Origin of the sequence: Anaerotruncus sp. DFI.9.16 (genome assembly GCF_024461615.1) — a bacterium.
In the GTDB taxonomy this organism is placed as follows: Bacteria; Bacillota; Clostridia; order Oscillospirales; family Ruminococcaceae; genus Anaerotruncus; species Anaerotruncus massiliensis.
This window is the reverse complement of sequence record NZ_JANFZX010000024.1, coordinates 1-19,265: the sequence shown is the minus strand read 5'-3', so window position 1 is coordinate 19,265 and position 19,265 is coordinate 1. Positions and strand designations below refer to the sequence as shown.

The 19,265-nt window shown below is 64.7% G+C and carries 17 protein-coding genes; 7 read left to right on the top strand and 10 right to left on the bottom strand.

The window, feature by feature from the left end:
- Nucleotides 1–55: 55 nt before the first annotated feature.
- Nucleotides 56–1,054, bottom strand: a complete 999-nt coding sequence (locus NE609_RS10375; protein ID WP_101548254.1) for a 3-oxoacyl-ACP synthase III family protein — start codon at nt 1,052–1,054, stop codon at nt 56–58.
- 200 nt (nt 1,055–1,254) lie between these two features.
- On the opposite strand from NE609_RS10375, the gene fabD reads away from it, so the two are divergent.
- From fabD to NE609_RS10360, 3 genes are read left to right on the top strand one after another with little or no spacing between them, the layout of a single operon-like run.
- Entirely contained in the window at nt 1,255–2,172 is a 918-nt protein-coding gene (fabD, locus tag NE609_RS10370; RefSeq protein WP_101548252.1) for an ACP S-malonyltransferase, read from the top strand.
- A gap of 33 nt (nt 2,173–2,205) precedes the next feature.
- A complete protein-coding gene (aroE, locus tag NE609_RS10365; RefSeq protein ID WP_256152459.1) occupies nt 2,206–3,048 on the top strand; it encodes a shikimate dehydrogenase in 843 nt (280 codons plus the stop codon).
- On the top strand, nt 3,045–3,557 hold the full coding sequence (locus NE609_RS10360) for a shikimate kinase (RefSeq protein WP_101548248.1): 513 nt from the start codon (nt 3,045–3,047) through the stop codon (nt 3,555–3,557). Before aroE ends, NE609_RS10360 begins: the two co-directional genes overlap by 4 nt.
- A gap of 70 nt (nt 3,558–3,627) precedes the next feature.
- Here the strand turns inward: NE609_RS10360 and NE609_RS10355 are convergent, their stop codons facing one another.
- Genes NE609_RS10355 through NE609_RS10345 form a run of 3 tightly spaced genes read right to left on the bottom strand, consistent with a single transcriptional unit; the run spans nt 3,628 to nt 6,839 of the window.
- A complete protein-coding gene (locus tag NE609_RS10355) occupies nt 3,628–4,212 on the bottom strand; it encodes a CD3072 family TudS-related putative desulfidase (RefSeq protein WP_101548246.1) in 585 nt (194 codons plus the stop codon).
- Nucleotides 4,213–4,259: 47 nt separating this feature from the next.
- Nucleotides 4,260–5,543, bottom strand: coding sequence for a cytosine deaminase (codA, locus tag NE609_RS10350; RefSeq protein WP_256152458.1), 1,284 nt, complete (start codon nt 5,541–5,543; stop codon nt 4,260–4,262).
- Nucleotides 5,544–5,555: 12 nt separating this feature from the next.
- Entirely contained in the window at nt 5,556–6,839 is a 1,284-nt protein-coding gene (locus NE609_RS10345) for a cytosine permease (RefSeq protein ID WP_256152457.1), read from the bottom strand.
- Nucleotides 6,840–7,347: 508 nt separating this feature from the next.
- Between NE609_RS10345 and NE609_RS10340 the strand changes: the two genes are divergently transcribed.
- Both NE609_RS10340 and NE609_RS10335 read left to right on the top strand, forming a co-directional pair.
- A complete protein-coding gene (locus NE609_RS10340) occupies nt 7,348–9,324 on the top strand; it encodes a LacI family DNA-binding transcriptional regulator (protein WP_256152456.1) in 1,977 nt (658 codons plus the stop codon).
- Nucleotides 9,325–9,435: 111 nt separating this feature from the next.
- Complete coding sequence (locus NE609_RS10335; RefSeq protein WP_256152455.1) at nt 9,436–10,029, top strand: hypothetical protein; 594 nt, start codon at nt 9,436–9,438, stop codon at nt 10,027–10,029.
- Nucleotides 10,030–10,156: 127 nt separating this feature from the next.
- Here the strand turns inward: NE609_RS10335 and NE609_RS10330 are convergent, their stop codons facing one another.
- The 6 genes from NE609_RS10330 to NE609_RS10305 form a co-directional block, all read right to left on the bottom strand.
- Nucleotides 10,157–10,282 carry a hypothetical protein gene (locus tag NE609_RS10330; protein ID WP_256152454.1) on the bottom strand — a complete coding sequence of 42 codons (126 nt, stop codon included), beginning with the start codon at nt 10,280–10,282 and terminating at the stop codon, nt 10,157–10,159.
- 12 nt (nt 10,283–10,294) lie between these two features.
- A complete protein-coding gene (locus NE609_RS10325) occupies nt 10,295–12,064 on the bottom strand; it encodes a phosphoenolpyruvate carboxykinase (GTP) (RefSeq protein WP_101548235.1) in 1,770 nt (589 codons plus the stop codon).
- Between the two features lie 218 nt (nt 12,065–12,282).
- Complete coding sequence (gene tsaD, locus NE609_RS10320; protein ID WP_256152453.1) at nt 12,283–13,308, bottom strand: tRNA (adenosine(37)-N6)-threonylcarbamoyltransferase complex transferase subunit TsaD; 1,026 nt, start codon at nt 13,306–13,308, stop codon at nt 12,283–12,285.
- Nucleotides 13,305–13,754, bottom strand: a complete 450-nt coding sequence (gene rimI / locus NE609_RS10315) for a ribosomal protein S18-alanine N-acetyltransferase (RefSeq protein WP_101548231.1) — start codon at nt 13,752–13,754, stop codon at nt 13,305–13,307. The genes tsaD and rimI overlap by 4 nt, the downstream gene beginning before the upstream one ends.
- Nucleotides 13,755–13,821: 67 nt before the next feature.
- The gene (polA, locus tag NE609_RS10310; RefSeq protein ID WP_256152452.1) at nt 13,822–16,422 is read right to left on the bottom strand and encodes a DNA polymerase I; all 2,601 of its coding nucleotides are present in this window, start codon (nt 16,420–16,422) and stop codon (nt 13,822–13,824) included.
- Nucleotides 16,423–16,679: 257 nt separating this feature from the next.
- Complete coding sequence (locus NE609_RS10305) at nt 16,680–17,141, bottom strand: GNAT family N-acetyltransferase (RefSeq protein ID WP_256152451.1); 462 nt, start codon at nt 17,139–17,141, stop codon at nt 16,680–16,682.
- Nucleotides 17,142–17,261: 120 nt separating this feature from the next.
- Between NE609_RS10305 and dusB the strand changes: the two genes are divergently transcribed.
- A complete protein-coding gene (gene dusB / locus NE609_RS10300; protein ID WP_256152450.1) occupies nt 17,262–18,248 on the top strand; it encodes a tRNA dihydrouridine synthase DusB in 987 nt (328 codons plus the stop codon).
- A complete protein-coding gene (gene trmB, locus NE609_RS10295) occupies nt 18,245–18,946 on the top strand; it encodes a tRNA (guanosine(46)-N7)-methyltransferase TrmB (protein WP_121587217.1) in 702 nt (233 codons plus the stop codon). The genes dusB and trmB overlap by 4 nt, the downstream gene beginning before the upstream one ends.
- The last annotated feature ends 319 nt before the right edge of the window (nt 18,947–19,265 follow it).

Below are 19,265 nucleotides of genomic sequence, written 5' to 3'. Positions count from 1 at the left end.
CATCTCTATGATAATCGCGCCTCACGCGCGCGTCCAGCAGGATTTTGCAGATTTTTTACCAGGTGAAGACCGCCCCGCCGTAGGTGAGCCCCGCGCCGAAGCCCGCGATGCCGACCTTGTCGCCGCGGCGGAGCCTGCCGCTCCGGTTCAGCTCATCAAGCGCGATGGCTGCCGAGGCGGACGAGGTGTTGCCCGTGTGGTCGATCGTCATGAACGCCTTTTCCATCGGCAGGCCGAGGTTTTTCATCGCCGTCTGGACGATGCGCACGTTGGCCTGGTGCGGCACGATCCAGTCGAGCTCTCCGGAGGTGATCCCCGCCCGCGCGCAGGCGGTGTTGATCGCCTGCGGCATCATTTTGGTCGCGAACTTGTAGATCTCGCGCCCGCCCATGACCATCTGCCCGGGCAGCTCGGGACGGGTGTAGACCTCATCCGGCTCGGGCGGGTTGGTGGTCCAGGGGGAGGCGGGCGGCGGGTTCTTGCAGAACATCAGCCCGTAGCCGGAGCCGTCCGCGCCGACCATCGCGCCGTACATGGCGTTTTCCTCCGCCCTGATCACGCAGGCGCCCGCGCCGTCGCCGAAGAGCACGCAGGTGCTGCGGTCGGCGTAGTTGGTGAGGCGGGAGAGCATCTCCGTGCTCACGACGAGCACCGTGTCGACGCCGTCGCCGGTGGCGAGATAGCGCCGCGCCATGTCCACCGCGTAGACGAACGCCGCGCAGGCGCAGTTGACGTCGATGCACATCGCGTTTTTCGCGCCGATCTCCTGTTGGATGCAGCAGCTCATCGAGGGGGTCGCGAAATCGGCGGTGACCGTCGTGACCAGCACCAGCCCGATCTCCGCGGGGTCGATGCCCGCGTCGTCGATCGCGGCCCTGGCCGCCCGCGCGCCCATCCGCCAGGTGGTCTCGCCGTTGGCGATGTGGCGGGTGACGATGCCCGTGCGCGGACGGATCCATTCGTCCGAGGTGTCCACGATCTTGGCGTACTCGCCGTTGTCGACCGTCAGGGGCGGCAGATAGCTGCCCGTACCGCAAAATCTGATTCCTGTCATGGCGTCTCCTCATTATCGTTTTTACATTTTGCCTATTGCATCATGAATTTCTTTGTGCTATAATGGGCAAAAATGTAACAGTTGTTATATTTCGATTGTTATCATACCGTCAACCGGGCCAATTTGTCAACTATTAATTTGTGAATATTTTCTTTTTTTGCCCGGACACGGTCAACTTTTATAGGAATGAGGGGTTATTGATGTCGAAGTTAGCTTTTGTATTCAGCGGCCAGGGCTCCCAGTACCCGGGCATGGGCAAGGAGCTGTACGACAGCTTTGAGTCGGTCCGCAACGTCTATGAGTGCGGCAGCGACGTGCTCGGGTTCGACCTGGCGAAGGTCACCTTCGAAGGCGACGCCGAAACCCTCGCGCAGACGAAGATTTCCCAACCCGCTATTTTTGCCGTTTCGATGGCCGCCTATTCGGTCGTCTCCCAGATGTGCGAGCCCTCCGCCGTGGCGGGCCACTCGCTGGGCGAATACGCCGCGCTGACCGCGGCGGGCGCCTTCTCGCTCGAGGACGGCTTCCGGATGATCGCCGCGCGCGGAATCGCGATGCAGCGCGCCGCCGACAAGAACCCCGGCAGCATGTACGCGATCCTCGGCAGCGACGAGCGGACGATCGCCCGCGTCTGCAAGGAGACCCCCGGCTACGTCCTGCCCGTCAACTACAACAACGCCACCCAGACGGTCATCGCGGGTGAAAACGCCGCCGCCGAGGCCGCCGCCAACGCGCTTGCCGAGATGGGCTACAAGGCCAAGAAGCTGGCGGTGTCCAGCGCCTTCCACTCCAAGCTGATGGCCTCCGCCGCGCAAGAGTTCTCCGAGGCGATCGCGGACGTCGCCTTCCACCCGCTGGCGATCCCCTTCTATTCCAACATCACCGGCCGGCAGATCCATCCGGACGCCGACCTGCGCCAGTACCTCATCCAGCACCTCGTCTCCCCCGTGCACTTCCACGAGGAGGTCTCCGACATGGTGGCCGACGGCGTCGACATGTTCATCGAGCTCGGCCCCAACAAGGTGCTCACCTCCCTTATCAAACGCGGCTTCAAGCAGGTCAGCGCCTGCAACATCGAGAAGCCCAGCGCGGTCGAAAAGCTGCGCGAAACCCTGTAATTCCCGACAATTGATATAAGGAGCCCGGGCCCTATGAAACGGTATGCTTTGATCGGACACCCGCTCGGACATTCGCTCTCCCCCGAGATCCACCGGCGCCTCTTCGCGCTGGAGGGCCTCGACGCGGACTACGCGCTTCTCGATATTCCTCCCGAGGAGCTCGCGTCCCGGGCGGATACCCTGCGGGAACTCGCCGCCTTCAACGTGACGATCCCCCACAAGCGCGCCGTCATCCCCCTGCTCGACTCCCTCGGCGATGCCGCGCGCCTCTTTGGCGCGGTCAACGCCGTGCATAATGCGGACGGCCGCCTGGTCGGTGACAACACCGACTGTGGCGGCTTTCTGCGCGCCCTGGGCGCGCACGGCGTCGCCATCGCGGGCGACATCTGCGTGCTCGGCGCGGGCGGGGTGGGGCGGATGTTCGCCCTCGAATGCACGCGGCAGGGCGCGCGGGTGACCGTGGCCGTGCGGGAGAGCGGGCGCGAAAGGGCGTCCGAGCTTGCGCGCGAGGCGCGGGAAAAGCTTGGGGCGGAGCTTTCGGTGCGCGGCATCGACGCCATCGACGGCCGCTTTTCGCTGCTCATCAACGGCACCCCCGTGGGCATGTACCCGAACACGGACGCCTGCCCGGTGCCGCCCGACCTCCTCGACGGGGTGGACACCGTCTTCGACTGCGTCTACAACCCCTCCGAGACGCTGCTCCTGCGCCATGCGCGCGAACGCGGCGTCAAGGCGGTCGGCGGCATGGATATGCTTGTCTGGCAGGCGGCGATCGCCCACGAGGTCTGGCATGGCACCCGGTTTTCCGACCGCGCCGTGGGAAGGATCGTCGAGGAGATGGCCGCGTACCTGCTGCTGAAGGAGCAAACGCCATGAACAACATCATCCTCTGCGGCTTCATGGGCTGCGGCAAGACGACCGTGGGCACCCTGCTCGCCCGGCGGCTCGGGATGGAGTACGCCGACCTCGACGCCGAGATCGAGGCGGAGGCGGGCATGGCGATCCCCGCCATCTTCGCCGAATACGGCGAGGCGCGTTTCCGCGACCTCGAGCACGAGGCGGTCAGGGCCCTCGCGGGCCGCGCGGACTGCGTCGTCTCGACGGGAGGCGGCGCGCTGACCTACCCGCGCAACCGGGAAGCCCTCTCCCCGCGCGACCTCGTCGTCTTTCTCGACGCGCCGTTCGACGCCTGCCTGGAGCGCATCCGCGGCAGCGACCGGCCGATCGTGCGGCGCAGCTCCCCGGAGGAGCTGCGGGCCCTCTTCGACGCCCGCCGCCCCGCCTATCTCGCCGCCGCAAACGCCGTCGCGGACGCGTCCGCCGGGCCTGAAGCGGTCGCGGAGGCGGTCGCGCGCATCCGCGCGGAGCGGGGGCCGGCCCTCTGATTCCTCAACGAAAGAAGCGCCCGGCGCGTATGCGCCGGGCGCTTCTTTCGTTGAGGATCGGTTCGCCGGTTCAGGCTTCCATGAGGTCGGCGATGAACTGCTCGAACTCGGAAAGTATTTTTTCAAAGGGCTTCGCGGGTTCGTCGAGGTTGAGGCCGTAGAAGGGCGGCATCAGGATGCCCCGCTCCATGATCTCCTTCTGCAGTTCCTCGATGAAGACGCCGGTGCCCTCGACGAGCGCGTCGCCGTAGTCGAGGTCCTTGGGCGGGCCGCCCCAGTCGTCATTGTGGCTGGTCAGCGTGACGCCGCAGGTCGGGGAGCCGTTGCAGGAGAGCACCGCCACCGTCTGGTAGCCCATCTGCACGTAGCTCTCCATGTAGTCGACGTTGCGCACCGCGATCTGCCGGCAGAAGCGGCGGAAGCCGACGTTGTCGTAGAGGTTCTTGGTGTGCTGCCAGCGCTGGATGCCGAGGTAGAGCGTCTCGGGGCAGTCCATCTGCTGCATGCCGAGGTCGTATTTGTGCAGGATCTTGACCACGTCGAGGCTGAACCCGCCGTACCGCGCGAGGTCGCGCACCTTGTTGTTGGTGTTGAGCAGGCAGCTCGATACGAAGATGATCTTTTTACTCCGGGAATCCTCCCTTTGCAGTGACATACGGACCCTTCTTTCCAGATGTTATGGTTCTCCGCCGTATCCGGCGGTCAGAGCTTGAAATCGATGGTTTCGGTCCGCCCGCCGAACCGGAGCTCGCGGCGCGCGGGCGCCGTCTCGCAGACGATCTTTCCGCGGCGGACCACATAGAGGCATTCGCAGGTGAGGCGGACCGCGTCGAAGGGGGTGTCCGCGTCGAGCACCACGAAGTCGGCGGAGTTGCCCTCCTCGATGCCGTAATCCTCCAGGCACATCGTGCGGGCGGAATTGACGGTGATCATATCCAGCAGCCGGCCGATCTGGTCGTAGCCGCTGAGCTGCGCGGTGTGCATCAACAGGTTGGCCGCGCCGAGCATCGAGCCCTTGCCCATCGGGTACCAGGGGTCCATCAGGTCGTCGTGCCCGATGCAGACGTTGACCCCCGCCGCGAGCAGCTCGTCCACCCGCGTGCAGCCTCTCCTGCGGGGATAGCCGTCGGTCCGGTTCTGGAGCACCGAGTTGGGATAGGGGTTGGTGATGATGTTGAGGTTCGCCCGCTGCAAAACTCCCATCAGCTTGAAGGCGTAGTCGTTGTTGTAGTTGTGCATAGCGGTCGTGTGGCTGGCGGTCGCGCGGCCTTCCATGCCGCGCACGATCGCCTCGCGCGCCACCACCTCGACGAACCGCGACTGGTCGTCGGTGTTCTCGTCGCAGTGGATGTCCACGAGCGCCCCGTACTTCTCCGCGAGGTCGAAGGCGAACTTGACGTCCGCGACCCCGTCCTCCCGCGAGAACTCGATGTAGGGCAACCCACCGACCACGTCGCAGCCCATCCGCATCGCGCGGTCCATCAGGTCGGTCCCGCCCTCGAAGGTGAAGACGCAGTCCTGCGGGAAGGCGACGATCTGCAGGTCCACGAGGTCCTTCATTTCCTCGCGCACCTCGGCGAGCGCCTCCACGGTGAGCAGGCTGCGGTCGGTCGCGTCGGCGTGGGTGCGCATGCGCAGCACGCCGTTGGCAACCTCCCATTTGATCGCCTTGATCGCGTTTTCCTTGATGATCTCCTTGGTGAGCGTCTGCTTGCGCTCCCCCCAGATCTGGATGCCCTCCAGCAGGGTCCCGCTCATATTGTAGCGGGGATTTCCGACGCTCAGCGTGGCGTCGAGGTGCTGGTGGGGGTCGCAGAGGGGCGGAATCACGAGCCTTCCGCCCGCGTCGATCACCCGCGCGTCCTCGGGCGCGGCCAGCACGGCGGCGGGCGCGACGCGGTAAAATTTCCCCTCGCGGATGTGGATGCCATGCAGCGCGTCCCTGCCGCGCAGACGGGCGTTTTTGACGAACAGTTCTTCCCGCATCTTCTCTCCTCCTTACGCCTTGCGCGGCGAAAGCTTTTCGACCACATAGTAGACGACGGCGATCAGCAGGAAGGTCGGGACCGTGGCGCCGATGGTCGGGGCGACGTGGGGCAGGATGTTGAAGATCGCCACGCCGACAAGCCAGATCACAATCGCGCGGATGTTGAAGCCGTTTTTATACCAGTAGCTGGAGGAGGCGTTGTCCACCAGCAGCTGTTCCGCGTCGACCTGCTGCTTTTTGAGCAGGAAGTAGTCGACGAGCAGGATGGCGATCAGCGGCACGAAGATCGAGCCGACGATCGTAAGGAACTGGATGAAGTGGCCGATCAGGTTGGGGATGACTGCCACGCCGGTGATCGCGACGCCGCCGCCCACAATGATCTTCCACGGCTCGATCTTGGGGAAGACGTTGACGAAGGAGATCGCGGAGGAATAGAGGTTCATGACGTTGGTGGTGACGCTCGAAAGGATGATGATGAGCAGGGCGGGGACGCCCAGGCCGAGCGACACGAGCATCGAGGAGGGGTTGGGGTCGCCGGTCACGATCGAGGAGATCATGCCGACGAACATGAAGCCCGCCGCGCCCGCGAGGGACCCGATCAGCGTGCCCACGCTGGAGGAGGACTTGTTTTTCGCGTAGCGGGTGTAGTCGCACACCATCGGCCCCCATGCGAACGCGTTGGCCGCGAGCACGTCGATGCCGAGCATGATGGGCATCGGGCTCTCGGGGCGGAAGGCGGTGAGGTTGCTCCAGCCGTAGTTTTTGATCATGAGGTAGGCCGCGTAGATCGACAGCAGCGCCAGCAGCGGCACCGACACCCGCTGGAGCCAGGTGATCGAACGAAAGCCGTAGGCGGTGATGAGCAGCTGCACGATGCCGGTCAGGATGATCCAGAGCGTGATGTTGCTGTAGCCGGTCATGGCGGAGACCACCGCGTCGATCGAGCTGCCGCAGACGACGGTGACAGACGCGCCCCAGCCGATCAACTGAACCGCGTTGGCGATGGCGGGGACGTAGGAGCCCTTGATGCCGAAGGTCATGCGGGCGGCCGCCATGGTCGGGATGCGCACCTTGTAGCCGATGACGCCGAGCGCGAGCAGCGGAAGGATGACGAGCACGTTGCCCCACAGCAGCATGGCGGCCGCGCGCGCGAAGCCGAGCCCCGCCATCGAGCCGCCCATCAGCAGGCGCGGAACCGCCACATTGGCGCAGAACCAGACGAACGCCATGTCCCATAGTCCGGTTTTCTGTTCCGATTCGGGGATGATTTGGATGCCTTCCCGTTCCAGTTTCATAGGAACCCTCCTTATTCGTTCTGTGGTGAATCGCCAAATCTGTCTCTTTTTTTGCCGATCCCCCGCATTTGAACCCATCGTATCAGCAGGAATTTTGCCTGTCAAATCGCGCTTGTATAATACTCCCAATATATTCCATGAATTTTATGGGTTTTTCGTTCAAATCCCCATTTTATTTGCGCATTTAATTTTCCATACCCCCAATCCGCCCCTGACAAGTATGAAAAAACCACAATTCGAAATCGGAAATTGTACTTTTTATTCGGCCGCTTTTCCGCCTGGCGGCCGAAATCCGGCGTTTTAGGCCATAGACTGATTCGTAGAATCACAACGAAACATCTTTATTTGCGCATTTAACTTCATTTGTTCCATTTCTTACCCGCCGGATGGTCATTGTGAACAAAGCGCCCCCCTGCCCTCTACTGGAAAGCTCCGATTTTTTACCGCGGCCCCCTTTCAAATTGACGGGGCCCCGCCGCCGGTTTATCATGGAAAGGGGGGGATGCAGATGATAACGATCCAGGACGTGGCGCGGCGGAGCGGCGTGTCCGCCACCACCGTTTCCCACGTGATCAACAAGACCCGCTATGTGCGCCCCGAGCTTGCCGACCGGGTGATGCGCGCCGTCGGAGAGCTCGGCTACACCCCGCTGCGGGTCTCCCACCGGCAGAAGCTCTGCGGGATGCGCGTGGCCGGCATCTTTTTAAGCAGCATCCGGGGCAGCTACGCCTCCGACCTCGCCGACTGCCTGGCCGCCGAGCTGCTCGACAAGCGGGTGCGGATCGTCGCGATCGTCACCGAGCAGCGCCTGGCGTGGAAGGATTTCCTCGAGTATGTCCGCCTCTACCACCTCGACACCGCCATCGTGCACTACTCGGTCGAGATCCGGGACGACGGCGGCGCCCCGCCGCCGGTGCAGACGATCTTCATCAACCACATCCCCACCGAGCGGGACAACTGCTACTACATCAACTTTGACTATCCCCACGCCGTGGGGCTCGCCCTCCGCCACCTGCTCAATCGGGGGCACGCCGACATCGCCTTCCTCGCCTGCCAGAGCAGCTCCTTCATCAACCAGTCGGTCCTCTCCGCCGCGCATGAGACCTGCCGCCAGTACGGGCTCGCCTTCGACGACGGCCACTTCTGGACGATCGACGACACCTACAGCCGGGACGAGCTCGTCCGCCAGCTGGGCGCCTGCTTCCAGGCGCATCCGGGAATCACCGCGGTCATCACCGCCGAGACGGGCGCCACCATGCACATCATGGACTACATCCGCCTCAACGACCTGCAGTTCCCGCAGGACCTCTCCCTCATCACAATCGGAGACATGTACATCGCAAAGGTCTTTTTCCCCAACATCACGCGGGTGGACATGAAGGTGCGCGAGCTGGTGGCCGGCATCCGCGAGCTCATCCTCGGCGGGAACGAGCGGCGGCACCGGCTGATCTCCGCCGACTTCATCCTCGGGGAATCGACCCGCACGCTGGCGCGCGGCCCGTCGGGCGCGCAGGCCGGGCGGGCCGAGCTGCTGGAGCTCACCGACGCGGAGATCGAGGAGGTGCAGCACCGCGGCTATTCGGTCTGCATCTCGATCAACGACGAGCGCTCCCTCTCCTCCCGTCTGCTCGCGCAGGGGATGCGGGACGGCTTCGCCGCGCTCGGCATCGGGGTGCTCGGCACCGTCAACGCCCAGCAGGACGCGCAGCTCCAGAAGATCCAGCTGGACAGCCTCGCCGCCATGCACCCCGACGCGATCGTCTGCCTGCCCGTGCTGGAGGGGCGGGAGCTCGACCGCTACCGCAAGCTCTGCAGGAGCGGCATCCGGCTGGTCTTCGCGGGGGACGTGCCCGCCTCGATGCCGCCCTTCTCCTATGACACCTGTGTCGCGGCCAATGAGTCGGAAAACGGGCGCGCCGCGGGCAAGCTCCTCGCCGCCGAGGTGCTCCGCCGGGGCGGGAGCTGCATCGGCTTCCTCTACGGCAGCGCGCAGTCCTTCTGCACCCGACAGCGCGACCTCTCCGCCACCGGCATCATCGCCGAGGAGTTCCCCCAGCTCGAGACGGTGGCGCGGCGGGACTTCTACAGCCCCTGCGGGAACGCCCCCCTCATCCGCGGCCTGCTGGAAGCCCACCCCGAAATCGACGGCCTCTACGCGAGCGACGAACGGCTCGCCGCCGACGCGGCCGCCGCGCTGCGCGAGCTTTCGCGCCCGGACGTCGCGGTCGTCGCCGCGGGGCTCGACTACGGCGTGGCCAAGCTGCTCGCGGCCGAAAAAAACATCACCGCGGTCAGCTGCCCCCGCTCCTATGAGACCGGGCGCGCCGCCGCGCTGGCCTGCGCGTGCAGCCTGCTCGGCAAGCAGCCCCTGCCCCACATCGTCACCGTACCGGCGGTCGTCACCGCCAAAAACCTCGAGAAATCCTGGCTGGAGCTGGTCAAGCGCCGTCTCCCCCGCGAAATCTCCGAGCTGCTCGCCCGCTGAGCGGTCTTCAAATTTCCGCCGGTTCCCTATAAATTTCTTCACAGTTCATTGACATTCTGGTCACAAATGGTACAATAAGTGTGGAAAATTGTGACAAAAGGAGTGCTGACTGTGAAAAAATGGATTAGCGCGGTAATCGCGTTTGCAATGCTGCTTTCCCTCTCCTGCCCGGTCTTCGCCGAGCGCCTGCTCAAGCCCATCGAGGAGGCGGCGCCCGCCGCCGTGGAGGTGGAGGACGAGACCCCGGTCATCCCCGAGGAGCAGGTCCCGACCGCCGCGGCGCCTACCGTCGCGCTGACCGCCGCAGAATACGAGCTCGGCTATGTGAACATGGCCACCGAGCTGAGCGCCGCCCTCGGCGGCGCGCTCAAGGGCTACGACTACCGCGACAAGCGCACCTTCGGCAAAATCGGCGACGAGATCGCCGCGAGCCGCGACCTGCTCTCCGAGCTGGCTTCGGCCGCCGCCCCCGCCGAGTACCAGGAGGCCCACAAGCTCTTCGCCGCGGCCGCGGAAAAGACCGCCGCCTACTACGACAGCTTCACCGCGATGACCCGCTCCCCCTCCAAGGCCAGCTACGACAAGTCGGTCAAGGCGAGCCAGGAGGCCCAGAAGGCCATCCTCGCGGCGGTCAACCAGTTCGTGGAGACCTATACCTCGCTGCATCCGGGCTCCCAGTTCACCCGCATCCCCGTGGGCGCCTGACTTCCAGAAGCATCTGAAGAGCGCCGGGCGCGAATGCGCCCGGCGCTCTTTGCGTCGTCCCCCGCGGAGGGACGCGAAAAGGCCCCGGACGCTTTGCGTCCGGGGCCTTTTGACATCGTTGAAAGAGCTATCTTTTGTCGCGGAGAATGAGCGCCGCCATGACGCCGAACGTCACGGCGATCGCCGCGGCCGCGCCCACGAGGGCCGTGGCCGCGATCCCGCGCCAGGGGTTGAAGAGCCGCAGTTCTTTCATCATAGCGGCACCTTACTTGTCGAGGTTGGCTTCGAGGGTCGCGAGCTGGCTTTCGAGTTCCTTCGGCAGCTTGTCGCCAAACTTCGCATAGAACTCCTTGATGCCCTTGACCTCCTCTTTCCAGAGGGCCTTGTCGACGGTCAGCAGGTCCTTGACGGTGTCGGTGGTGACGTCGCCGAGACCCTCCACGTCGATATCCTCCGGCTTCGGCTCGTAGCCGATCGGGGTCTCCACCGCCTCGGCCCTGCCCTCGCAGCGGTCGATGATCCAGTTCAGCACGCGCATGTTGTCGCCGAAGCCCGGCCAGATGAAGTGGCCTTCGTCGTCGGTGCGGAACCAGTTGACGTTGAAGATCTTGGGGGCCTTGTCGCCGAGCTTCTCGCCCATTTCGAGCCAGTGCGCCCAGTAGTCGCCCATGTTGTAGCCGCAGAAGGGCAGCATCGCCATCGGGTCGCGGCGGACGACGCCCACGGCGCCGGCGGCGGCGGCAGTCGTCTCGGAGGCCATGGTGGAGCCGACGAAGACGCCGTGCTTCCAATCCCTCGCCTGGTAGACCAGCGGAGCGGTCTTGGCGCGGCGGCCGCCGAAGATGATCGCGGAGATGGGCACGCCGTTGGGGTTATTGAACTCGGAGGAGATGCAGGGGCAGTTGACCGCCGGAGCGGTGAACCGGGAGTTGGGATGCGCGCCCTTGGAGCCGTCGGTGCAATCCCACTTCTCGCCCTTCCAGTTGAGCGCGTTCTTGGGCGGGTTCTTGTCGAGGCCCTCCCACCAGACGGTGTTGTCGTCGAGGTTGTGGACCACGTTGGTGAAAATCGTGTTCTTCTGGGTGGAGATCAGCGCGTTGGGGTTGGACTTCATGTTGGTGCCGGGGGCGACGCCGAAGAAGCCGTTCTCCGGGTTGATCGCCCAGAGGCGCCCGTCCGGGCCGACGCGCAGCCAGGCGATGTCGTCGCCGACCGTCCAGACCTTGTAGCCGGCATCCTGGAATTTCTTCGGCGGGATGAGCATGGCCAGGTTGGTCTTGCCGCACGCGGAGGGGAACGCCGCGCAGACGTATTTGATCTCACCCTTGGGGTTCTCCAGGCCGAGGATGAGCATGTGCTCGGCCATCCAGCCCTCGTTCTTCGCCTGGTAGGAGGCGATGCGCAGGGCGAAGCACTTCTTGCCGAGCAGAACGTTGCCGCCGTAGCCCGAGTTGACCGACCAGATGGTGTTGTCCTCGGGGAACTGGACGATGTAGCGGTTCTCCTCCTCCATCTTGGCCTTGGAGTGCAGGCCGCGGACGAAGTCGTTGGAGGTGTCGCCGAGCTGGTCAAACGCCTGCTGGCCCATGCGGGTCATGATGTCCATGTTGAGCACGACGTAGATCGAGTCGGTCAGCTCAACGCCCACCTTGGAGAAGGGGGAGCCGATCGGGCCCATGCAGTAGGGGAGGATATACATGGTGCGGCCCTGCATCGCACCGTCGAAGAGGGTGCGCAGCTTGGCGTACATGACCTGCGGGTCCTCCCAGTTGTTGGTCGGGCCGGCGTCCTCCTTCCTGCGGGAGCAGATAAAGGTCCTGCCCTCGACGCGCGCGACGTCGTTGATGGCGGTGCGATGGAGCAGGCAGCCCGGGAGCTTCTCGGGGTTGAGAGCCTCCATCTCGCCGGTCGCGAGAGCCTGGTCGCGCAGCTCTTTGAGCTGGGCCTCGCTGCCGTCGATCCAAACAACCTTGTCGGGTTTTACAAGCGCCTTCATCTCCTCAATCCAGTTGAGGACATTCTTGTTGTTTGTCATGATTGTTCTCCTCTCGGTGTATTTGGAATAATTTATAAAAACCATGCCGGAATGCGGGGGAATTTGGTCGGTTTTCTGTGGAGTTTCCCTAGAAAATCGAAATCTCCCACGTTTATCATTATAGACCGAACCTTTTGAAATTGCAATGGGTTTTCTGGAATTTGTGTTAATTTTTCGTCAAAGTTTTGCAGGAGGGCAAAGTTCCCTCCTGCATTTTGTCAGTCCCGCGCCGAAAATGCCGCCGCGATATCCATGGATGGGGCGGCGTTGAGGGAGAGCGCCGCGGGCGGGTTTGCAAGGAATTCATAGTAACCCTGCGCGCCGATCATCGCGGCGTTGTCCCCGCAGAGGGAGAGGGGCGGCACGTAAAGCGTAAAGCCGTTTTTCCGGCACATCTCCCCGAGCGCGGCGCGCAGGCCGCTGTTGGCGGAAACCCCGCCCGCCGCCGCGACGACGCGGTATCCAAGCTCCTTCGCCGCGGCCTCGAGGTGGCTGGTCAGCACCTCGCAGACCGTCCTCTGGAAGCTCGCGGCCAGCGAATCGGCGTCGACCTCCTCCCCCTTCTGCCCGGCGTTGTGCAGCAGGTTGATGACCGCCGTCTTGAGCCCCGAAAAGCTGAAGTCGTAGGGCGCGCCCTCGACGCGGGGCTTGGGGAGCTTATATTTGCCCGGGTCGCCGCGCCCGGCGGCCTCGTCGATGTAGACGCCGCCCGGGTAGGGGAACCCCATCGCGCGGGCGGACTTGTCGAACGCCTCCCCCGCCGCGTCGTCCCGCGTGCGGCCGACGACGCGGAAGTCGGTGTAGGAGCGCACCTCGACGATGTGGGTGTGCCCGCCCGACACCACGAGGCAGAGGAAGGGCGGCTCCAGCTCGGGATGGGCCAGATAGTTGGCGGCGATGTGTCCGCGGATGTGGTGGACGGGCACGAGGGGCTTTCCCGCCGCGAGGGCGAGCCCCTTGGCGTAGTTGACCCCCACGAGCAGCGCGCCGATCAGCCCCGGCGCGGCGGTCACCGCCACGGCGTCGATCCCCGCGAGCGGGACGCCCGCCTCGTCGAGCGCGCCCTGCACCACCGGCACGATGTTCTCGCAGTGGCGGCGGGAGGCGATCTCCGGCACCACGCCGCCGTAGACGCGGTGCTCCGCCACCTGCGAGTTGATAACCGAAGAAAGGACCCTGCGCCCGTCCTCCACCACGGCGGCGGCCGTCTCGTCGCAGGAGCTTTCGATCGCTAAAATCTTCATGTCGCTGTTTCCTCCCGCGCCCCCCGCGTCAAAAACGCCGTCATCAGGATGGCGTCCTCCGCCGGGTTGGCGTAAAAATTGCGGCGGCGGCCCACCGCGCCGAAGCCGAGCTTCTCATAGAAGGCGATGGCCGCGCGGTTCCCCTCCCGCACCTCGAGGGTCAGAAAGCCGAGCTTTTCCCGGCGGGCGTAGAGGAACATCCGCCGCATGAGCGCGGTGGCGATCCCCCGGCGGCGGAATTCCGCCGTGACCGCCACGTTCGCGATGTATCCCTCGTCCAGCACCCGGTGCATCCCGGCGTAGCCGACCACCCGGCTTCCACTGCGGGCGACGAAGAAAACCGCGCAGGGGTTTTCCAGTTCCCCCGCGAGGGTGCGCCCGCTCCACGGCTGGGAGAAGCACTCCGCCTCGATTTCGGCCACCCCCGCCACGTCCGCCCCGGTCATCCGCCCAAAGCGGACGAGGTACTGGGGCGTTCCCGCAAGGCGGGAAATCAGCCGGAGGCGGCGCGGTCTATTTGGCTTCGAGCCAGTTGTCCCCGACGTTGGCGTCGGCCACAAGGGGGACCTTGAGCGTAATGGCATGTTCCATTTCCTCCTTGAGGATCGCGGTCGCGGCCGGGACCTCCTCCGCGGGCGCCTCGACGAGCAGCTCGTCGTGCACCTGCAAAATGAGACGGGCGCGCAGCCCCTCCCGGCGCAGGCGTTCAAACACCCGCACCATGGCGATCTTGATGATGTCGGCGGCCGTCCCCTGGATGGGGGTGTTGCGCGCGACCCGCTCCCCGAACGCCTGCGTCACCTTGTTGGACGCGGCCAGCTCGGGCAGATAGCGGCGGCGGCCGAAGAGGGTCCTCACATAGCCGTTTTCCCGCGCGAATTTGATGGTGTCCTCCATATACTTCCGGACGCCCGCGTAGTGCTCCAGGTAATTCTTGATGTAGCTGTCCGCCTCGGCGATCGAGACGCCGATGTCCTGCGAGAGGGAAAACGCCCCGATGCCGTAGACGATCCCGAAGTTGACCGCCTTGGCGCGCGAGCGCATGACCGGCGTGACCATCTCCTCCGGCAGGCTGAACACCTGCGCGGCGGTGGTCGTGTGGATGTCCTCGCCGCTCTGGAAGGCGGCGATCATGTTTTCATCGTCCGCGAGGTCGGCCAGCACCCGCAGCTCGATCTGCGAATAGTCGGCGTCGACCAGCTTCCAGCCCTCCCGCGCGCGGAAGAACCGGCGCAGCTTGCTGCCCTCCTCGGTGCGCACCGGGATGTTCTGGAGGTTCGGCTCGGTCGAGCTGATCCGGCCGGTGCGCGTCTCGGTCTGCTGGAAGGTGGAGCGCACCCGCCCGTCGGGCCCGACCACCTTGAGGAGCCCGTCCACATAGGTGGACTTGAGCTTGGAGAGCTTGCGGTATTCGAGGATCAGGTTGATGATCGGGTGGTGGGGCCGCAGCGCCTCGAGCACGTCCACGTTGGTGGAATAGCCCGTCTTGGTCTTCTTTTTCGCGGGCAGGCCGAGCTTGACGAAGAGGACGTCCCCCAGCTGCTTGGGCGAATTGAGGTTGAAATCGTACCCCGCGTACTCCACGATGCCCGCGTGCAGCTCCTCCAGCCGGTCGTCGAGCTCACCGCCGTATTCCCGCAGGGCGTCGGCGTCAAGGGAAAAGCCTTCACACTCCATACCCGCCAGCACCCGTGCGAGCGGCATCTCGGTCTCGAAGAGCAGCTTCTCCTGCCCCTTCTCCGCGATCTCCGCCGCCAGCCGGCCGCACAGCTCGTCCAGCACCGCCGCCTGCCCCGCCAGCGCAGCAAAATCTTCCGGCACCTCGCCCGCCAGCTCGCGCGGCGCGATGCCGTACTGGGCCGCCAGTTGCAGCGGGTCGTAGACGGCGCTCGTCGGGCTGAGCAGGTAGGCTGCCAGCTCGGCGTCAAACTTTACATTCTGTATATATTGGTTTTCTTTATACGCAATTCGGTGGAACGGCTTGCTGCTCCACACCCGCAGCGGCGCGTCCGAACGGAGCAGCTCCGCCGCCGCGTCCTTGCCCGCGAGCAGCAGCGCATCCGGAAGAACGGCGGCGACGGCGACAATGTCGCCGCTGCCGTCCAGGCCGGCGATCACATCCGCCCCGCCCGCCGCGGCCACGCGCCCGGCAAAATCCGCAGGGCCCGCCGAGACGGTAAGCGGCCTGGACGGCTCGCGCGCCGCCGCAGGCGGCGCGTCGCCGCCCTCCCCGGCGGCGGCCTGCGGGTCGACGCCCCAGCGTTCCATCATTTTGAACATCTCCAGCCGCGCGAAGAGAGCGGCCGCCTTTTTCTGATCGACCGGCCCCCGGAGGTAATGCCCCGGCTCCGCGTCGATCGGCGCGTCGCAGCAGATCTCCCCCAGCCTGCGGCTGGTGTAGGCCATCTCGCGGCCCTCCGCGAGCTTTTTGCGCACGCCCGGCTTGATAGACGGGTCGTCGAGGCGCTCGTAGACCGCGTCGAGGTCGTGGAACTGGGAGATAAGCGCCAGCGCCGTCTTTTCGCCGATGCCCGCCACGCCCGGGATGTTGTCCGAGGCATCTCCCATCAGCGCCTTCACGTCGATGAGCTGGGGCGGCTCGACGCCGTATTTCTCCATCACCGCCGCGCGGTCGTAGAGGGTGGAGGCGGGCTGGCCCATCTTGGTCGTCGCCAGCCGCACCGACACATGCCCCCCCACAAGCTGGAGGCTGTCCCGGTCGCCGGTCGCGATGACGCAGTCGTTCCCGCCGTCGGAGCACGCCTTTGCGAGCGTGCCGAGGATATCGTCCGCCTCGTAGCCCTGGCAGGTGACGATCGTGAAGCCGAGCGCGTCCAGCAGCTCCTTGAGCGGCTCCATCTGGGAGGCCAGCTCGTCGGGCATCCCCTTGCGCTGGGCCTTGTAGCCGTCGTACATCTCATGCCGGAAGGTCGGTCCGTGCAGATCGAACGCGCACGCCACCGCCTCCGGCTGCACCTCGTCGAGCACCTTGAGCAGGATGCTCAGGAACCCATAGATGCCGTTGGTGAACTCTCCGTTCTTGGTCGTCAGCGCCTTGATGCCATAGTAGGCGCGGTTTAAAATGCTGTTGCCGTCGATCGCAAGCAGCTTCATAAGCAACAATCCTTTCTCCGGGGGGCTTTTGAAAAAGTCCCCCGGACCCCGAAAACTTTTATCAGGCCGGCCCCGTCCCATCACCGCGGGCGCGAGACGCGAGGCGGGGCAGTCTCCCCGCCGCCGGACAGTGCGCCCCGCAAAACAGGGCGGCGGAAAACGACGCGCCGCAGGCGCGTCCGCGCGCGAAGCGCGCGCGGGGGGGGGGCGCCCCCCCCCGCGGGCGGCTCCGCCGCCCGGTTTTCCGCCCAGCCGCGCTAGAGGTCGAACTGCATGATCCGCCGCGCCTCGGCGAACCCGTTCCTGCGGTAAAAGCGGACGGCGCCCTCGTTCTGGGCCAGCGCGCAGAGCTCGACATACCGGAGCCCGCGGCCGCGCGCCCACGATTTGACGCTCTCCATCAGCAGCGCGCCGACGCCGCCGTTTCGGTGCCGCTCATCGACGCAGAGGTCCATCAGGTAGGCGTAGCGATAGGGGATGACACAGTCGTAGGGCGGCGTCGCAAGGTCCTGCGCCAGCGCGAACCCGCAGACCTCCCCCGCGTCGTCCGCCACAAAAAGCTCCTGATCCCCGGCCGCGACGACCTCCCGCAAAAACGCCTCGTCCTGCGGGGTATCGCGAAAGCGTTCCGGCTGCATCCGCGCCGAAAGCGCGAAGAGCTGCTTGTAAATCTCCACGATTCGCGGAATATCCGCCTCCACGGCGGTTCGAATCTCCATATGCGTCTCTTCCCTTCCCGCTTACATACTGGATATTATAGCATAAAACATTGCCTGACAGTCAAATTTCTGTTAAGATATCATGTGGAATTTGAAAAAGTTTTGCACGGGGAGGCTCCCATGAAGATCGGGGACATCGAAATCAAACGGACGGCGGCGCTCGCGCCGATGGCGGGCGTGGCGGACAGCGCCTTCCGCCAGATCTGCAAGGAGTTCGGCGCGGCCTATATGGTCGGCGAAATGGCGAGCGCCAAGGGGATGCACTACTCCGATAAGAAAACCGCCAAGCTGCTCGGCGTACAGGATGCCGAACGGCCGATCGCGGTGCAGCTCTTCGGGGACGAGCCGGACATCCTGGCGGAGGCGGCAAAAAAGGCGCTAGACTACCGTCCCGACGTGATTGACATCAACATGGGCTGTCCCGCGCCCAAGATCGCGGGCAACGGGGGCGGCAGCGCGCTCATGAAAAATCCCGCCCTCGCGGGCAGGATCACCGAGGCGGTCGTCAAGGCGGTTCCCCTGCCGGTCACCGTCAAGTTCCGCAAGGGCTGGGACGACGAGCATGTCAACGCGGTGGAATTTGCGCGCATCATGGAGGAGAGCGGCGCGGCCGCGCTCACCGTGCACGGCCGCACCCGCCAGCAGTTCTATTCCCCGCCCGTCGATCTGGACGTCATCGCCGCGGTCAAATCCGCCGTTTCGATCCCCGTGATCGGAAATGGGGACTGCGTTGATATACAATCCGTATTTCACATGTACGATTATACGAAATGTGACCTTGTCATGATCGGCCGCGGGGCGCTCGGAAGTCCCTGGCTTTTCCGGCAGGTCGACCGCTATTTTGACGACGGCAGTGTTTTGCCCGCGCCGCCGCTCGCGGAACGCATGGAGGTCATGCTCCGCCATCTGAGGCTCATCTGCGAAAACAAGGGGGAACGCCAGGGGATGCGCGAGGCGCGCAAGCACGCCGCCTGGTATATGAAGGGGATGCGCGGCGCCGCCGCCTTCCGCAAGCGTTCGGGCGAGCTCTGCACCTACGAGGACGCGGTGCGGCTGGCTTCCGACGTGCTCGCCGCCAATCCGGACATCAGGGAGGAAATGCCATGAGACCGAGAAAAAAACCGAATCTCACCCCCCGGCTCGCGGCCTGCGCGCCGGTCGTCATCCAAAGCCCGGAGGAAAAGAAGGGCCGCATCCGCGAGGAGTTTCCCAACCCCGGCGCGCCGCTGCACCTGGAACTCGGCTGCGGCAAGGGCGCGTTTATCTGCGCGCTTGCCGAATTGCATCCCGACGTCAATTTTGTCGCGATGGAAAAGGAGGCGAACGTCGCCGTCATCGCCACCGAGCGCGCCATGGAGGCCCGGCTGCCCAACCTGCGCTTCATTCTCGGCGACGCCGACCGCCTGCCCAATATCTTCCTGCCCGGCGAGGTCGGGCGCATCTACATCAACTTCTGCGACCCCTGGCACAAGCACCGGCAGTTTAAGCGCCGCCTCACCTACCGGGGCCGTCTCGCCGTCTACAACGCCCTGCTCGCCGACGGGGGCGAGGTGTGGTTCAAGACGGACAACTATATGCTCTACCACTTTTCCACCTTTGAATTCGACGCCTGCATGGAGCGGTATTTTTCCACCACCGACCTGCACCGCAGTGAATACGCGGAGGGCAACATCATGACCGAATACGAGCGGTATTTTTCCGATCTCGGCCAGCCGATCTATTCCATCCGCGCGCGGAGGAATCCCGATTGTGCTCTGGTTCCGGATCTTTCTTCCGCGGAGCGCAAACCCGCCGATGACGAGTGATCGTCACCGGCGGGTTTTCATTTGCCGCTCGTGAGCGGCGGAGCTTGTCGGTGGTCGGCCGACGGCGGGTTTAGATTATCCGCTCAGTGATCGGCGGAGTTTGTCGGTAGTCGACCGACGGCCGTTTTAGATATTCCGCCCCGGGGGCGGAGGGCCTGTCGGTAGTCGGCCGACGGCAGACCTTAGGTTCACCGCTCAGTGAGCGGTATAGTTTGTCGGTGGTCGACCGACGGCGGCTTTAGATTTGCCGCTCAGTGAGCGGTATAGTTTGCCGGGTCCCGCCCCGGCAGGCGGCCCCATTTCTTGTACGGACAAGAAA

Coding starts and splice junctions, on each gene's coding strand:
- tsaD (WP_256152453.1), bottom strand. CDS start 13,308: ATGAAGATTTTAGCGATCGAAAGCTCCTGCGACGAGACGGCCGCCGCC.
- trmB (WP_121587217.1), top strand. CDS start 18,245: ATGAGACCGAGAAAAAAACCGAATCTCACCCCCCGGCTCGCGGCCTGC.
- rimI (WP_101548231.1), bottom strand. CDS start 13,754: ATGACCGGGGCGGACGTGGCGGGGGTGGCCGAAATCGAGGCGGAGTGC.
- fabD (WP_101548252.1), top strand. CDS start 1,255: ATGTCGAAGTTAGCTTTTGTATTCAGCGGCCAGGGCTCCCAGTACCCG.
- NE609_RS10375 (WP_101548254.1), bottom strand. CDS start 1,054: ATGACAGGAATCAGATTTTGCGGTACGGGCAGCTATCTGCCGCCCCTG.
- NE609_RS10330 (WP_256152454.1), bottom strand. CDS start 10,282: ATGAAAGAACTGCGGCTCTTCAACCCCTGGCGCGGGATCGCGGCCACG.
- NE609_RS10355 (WP_101548246.1), bottom strand. CDS start 4,212: ATGTCACTGCAAAGGGAGGATTCCCGGAGTAAAAAGATCATCTTCGTA.
- NE609_RS10340 (WP_256152456.1), top strand. CDS start 7,348: ATGATAACGATCCAGGACGTGGCGCGGCGGAGCGGCGTGTCCGCCACC.
- NE609_RS10345 (WP_256152457.1), bottom strand. CDS start 6,839: ATGAAACTGGAACGGGAAGGCATCCAAATCATCCCCGAATCGGAACAG.
- polA (WP_256152452.1), bottom strand. CDS start 16,422: ATGAAGCTGCTTGCGATCGACGGCAACAGCATTTTAAACCGCGCCTAC.
- NE609_RS10360 (WP_101548248.1), top strand. CDS start 3,045: ATGAACAACATCATCCTCTGCGGCTTCATGGGCTGCGGCAAGACGACC.
- NE609_RS10305 (WP_256152451.1), bottom strand. CDS start 17,141: ATGGAGATTCGAACCGCCGTGGAGGCGGATATTCCGCGAATCGTGGAG.
- dusB (WP_256152450.1), top strand. CDS start 17,262: ATGAAGATCGGGGACATCGAAATCAAACGGACGGCGGCGCTCGCGCCG.
- codA (WP_256152458.1), bottom strand. CDS start 5,543: ATGCGGGAAGAACTGTTCGTCAAAAACGCCCGTCTGCGCGGCAGGGAC.
- aroE (WP_256152459.1), top strand. CDS start 2,206: ATGAAACGGTATGCTTTGATCGGACACCCGCTCGGACATTCGCTCTCC.
- NE609_RS10325 (WP_101548235.1), bottom strand. CDS start 12,064: ATGACAAACAACAAGAATGTCCTCAACTGGATTGAGGAGATGAAGGCG.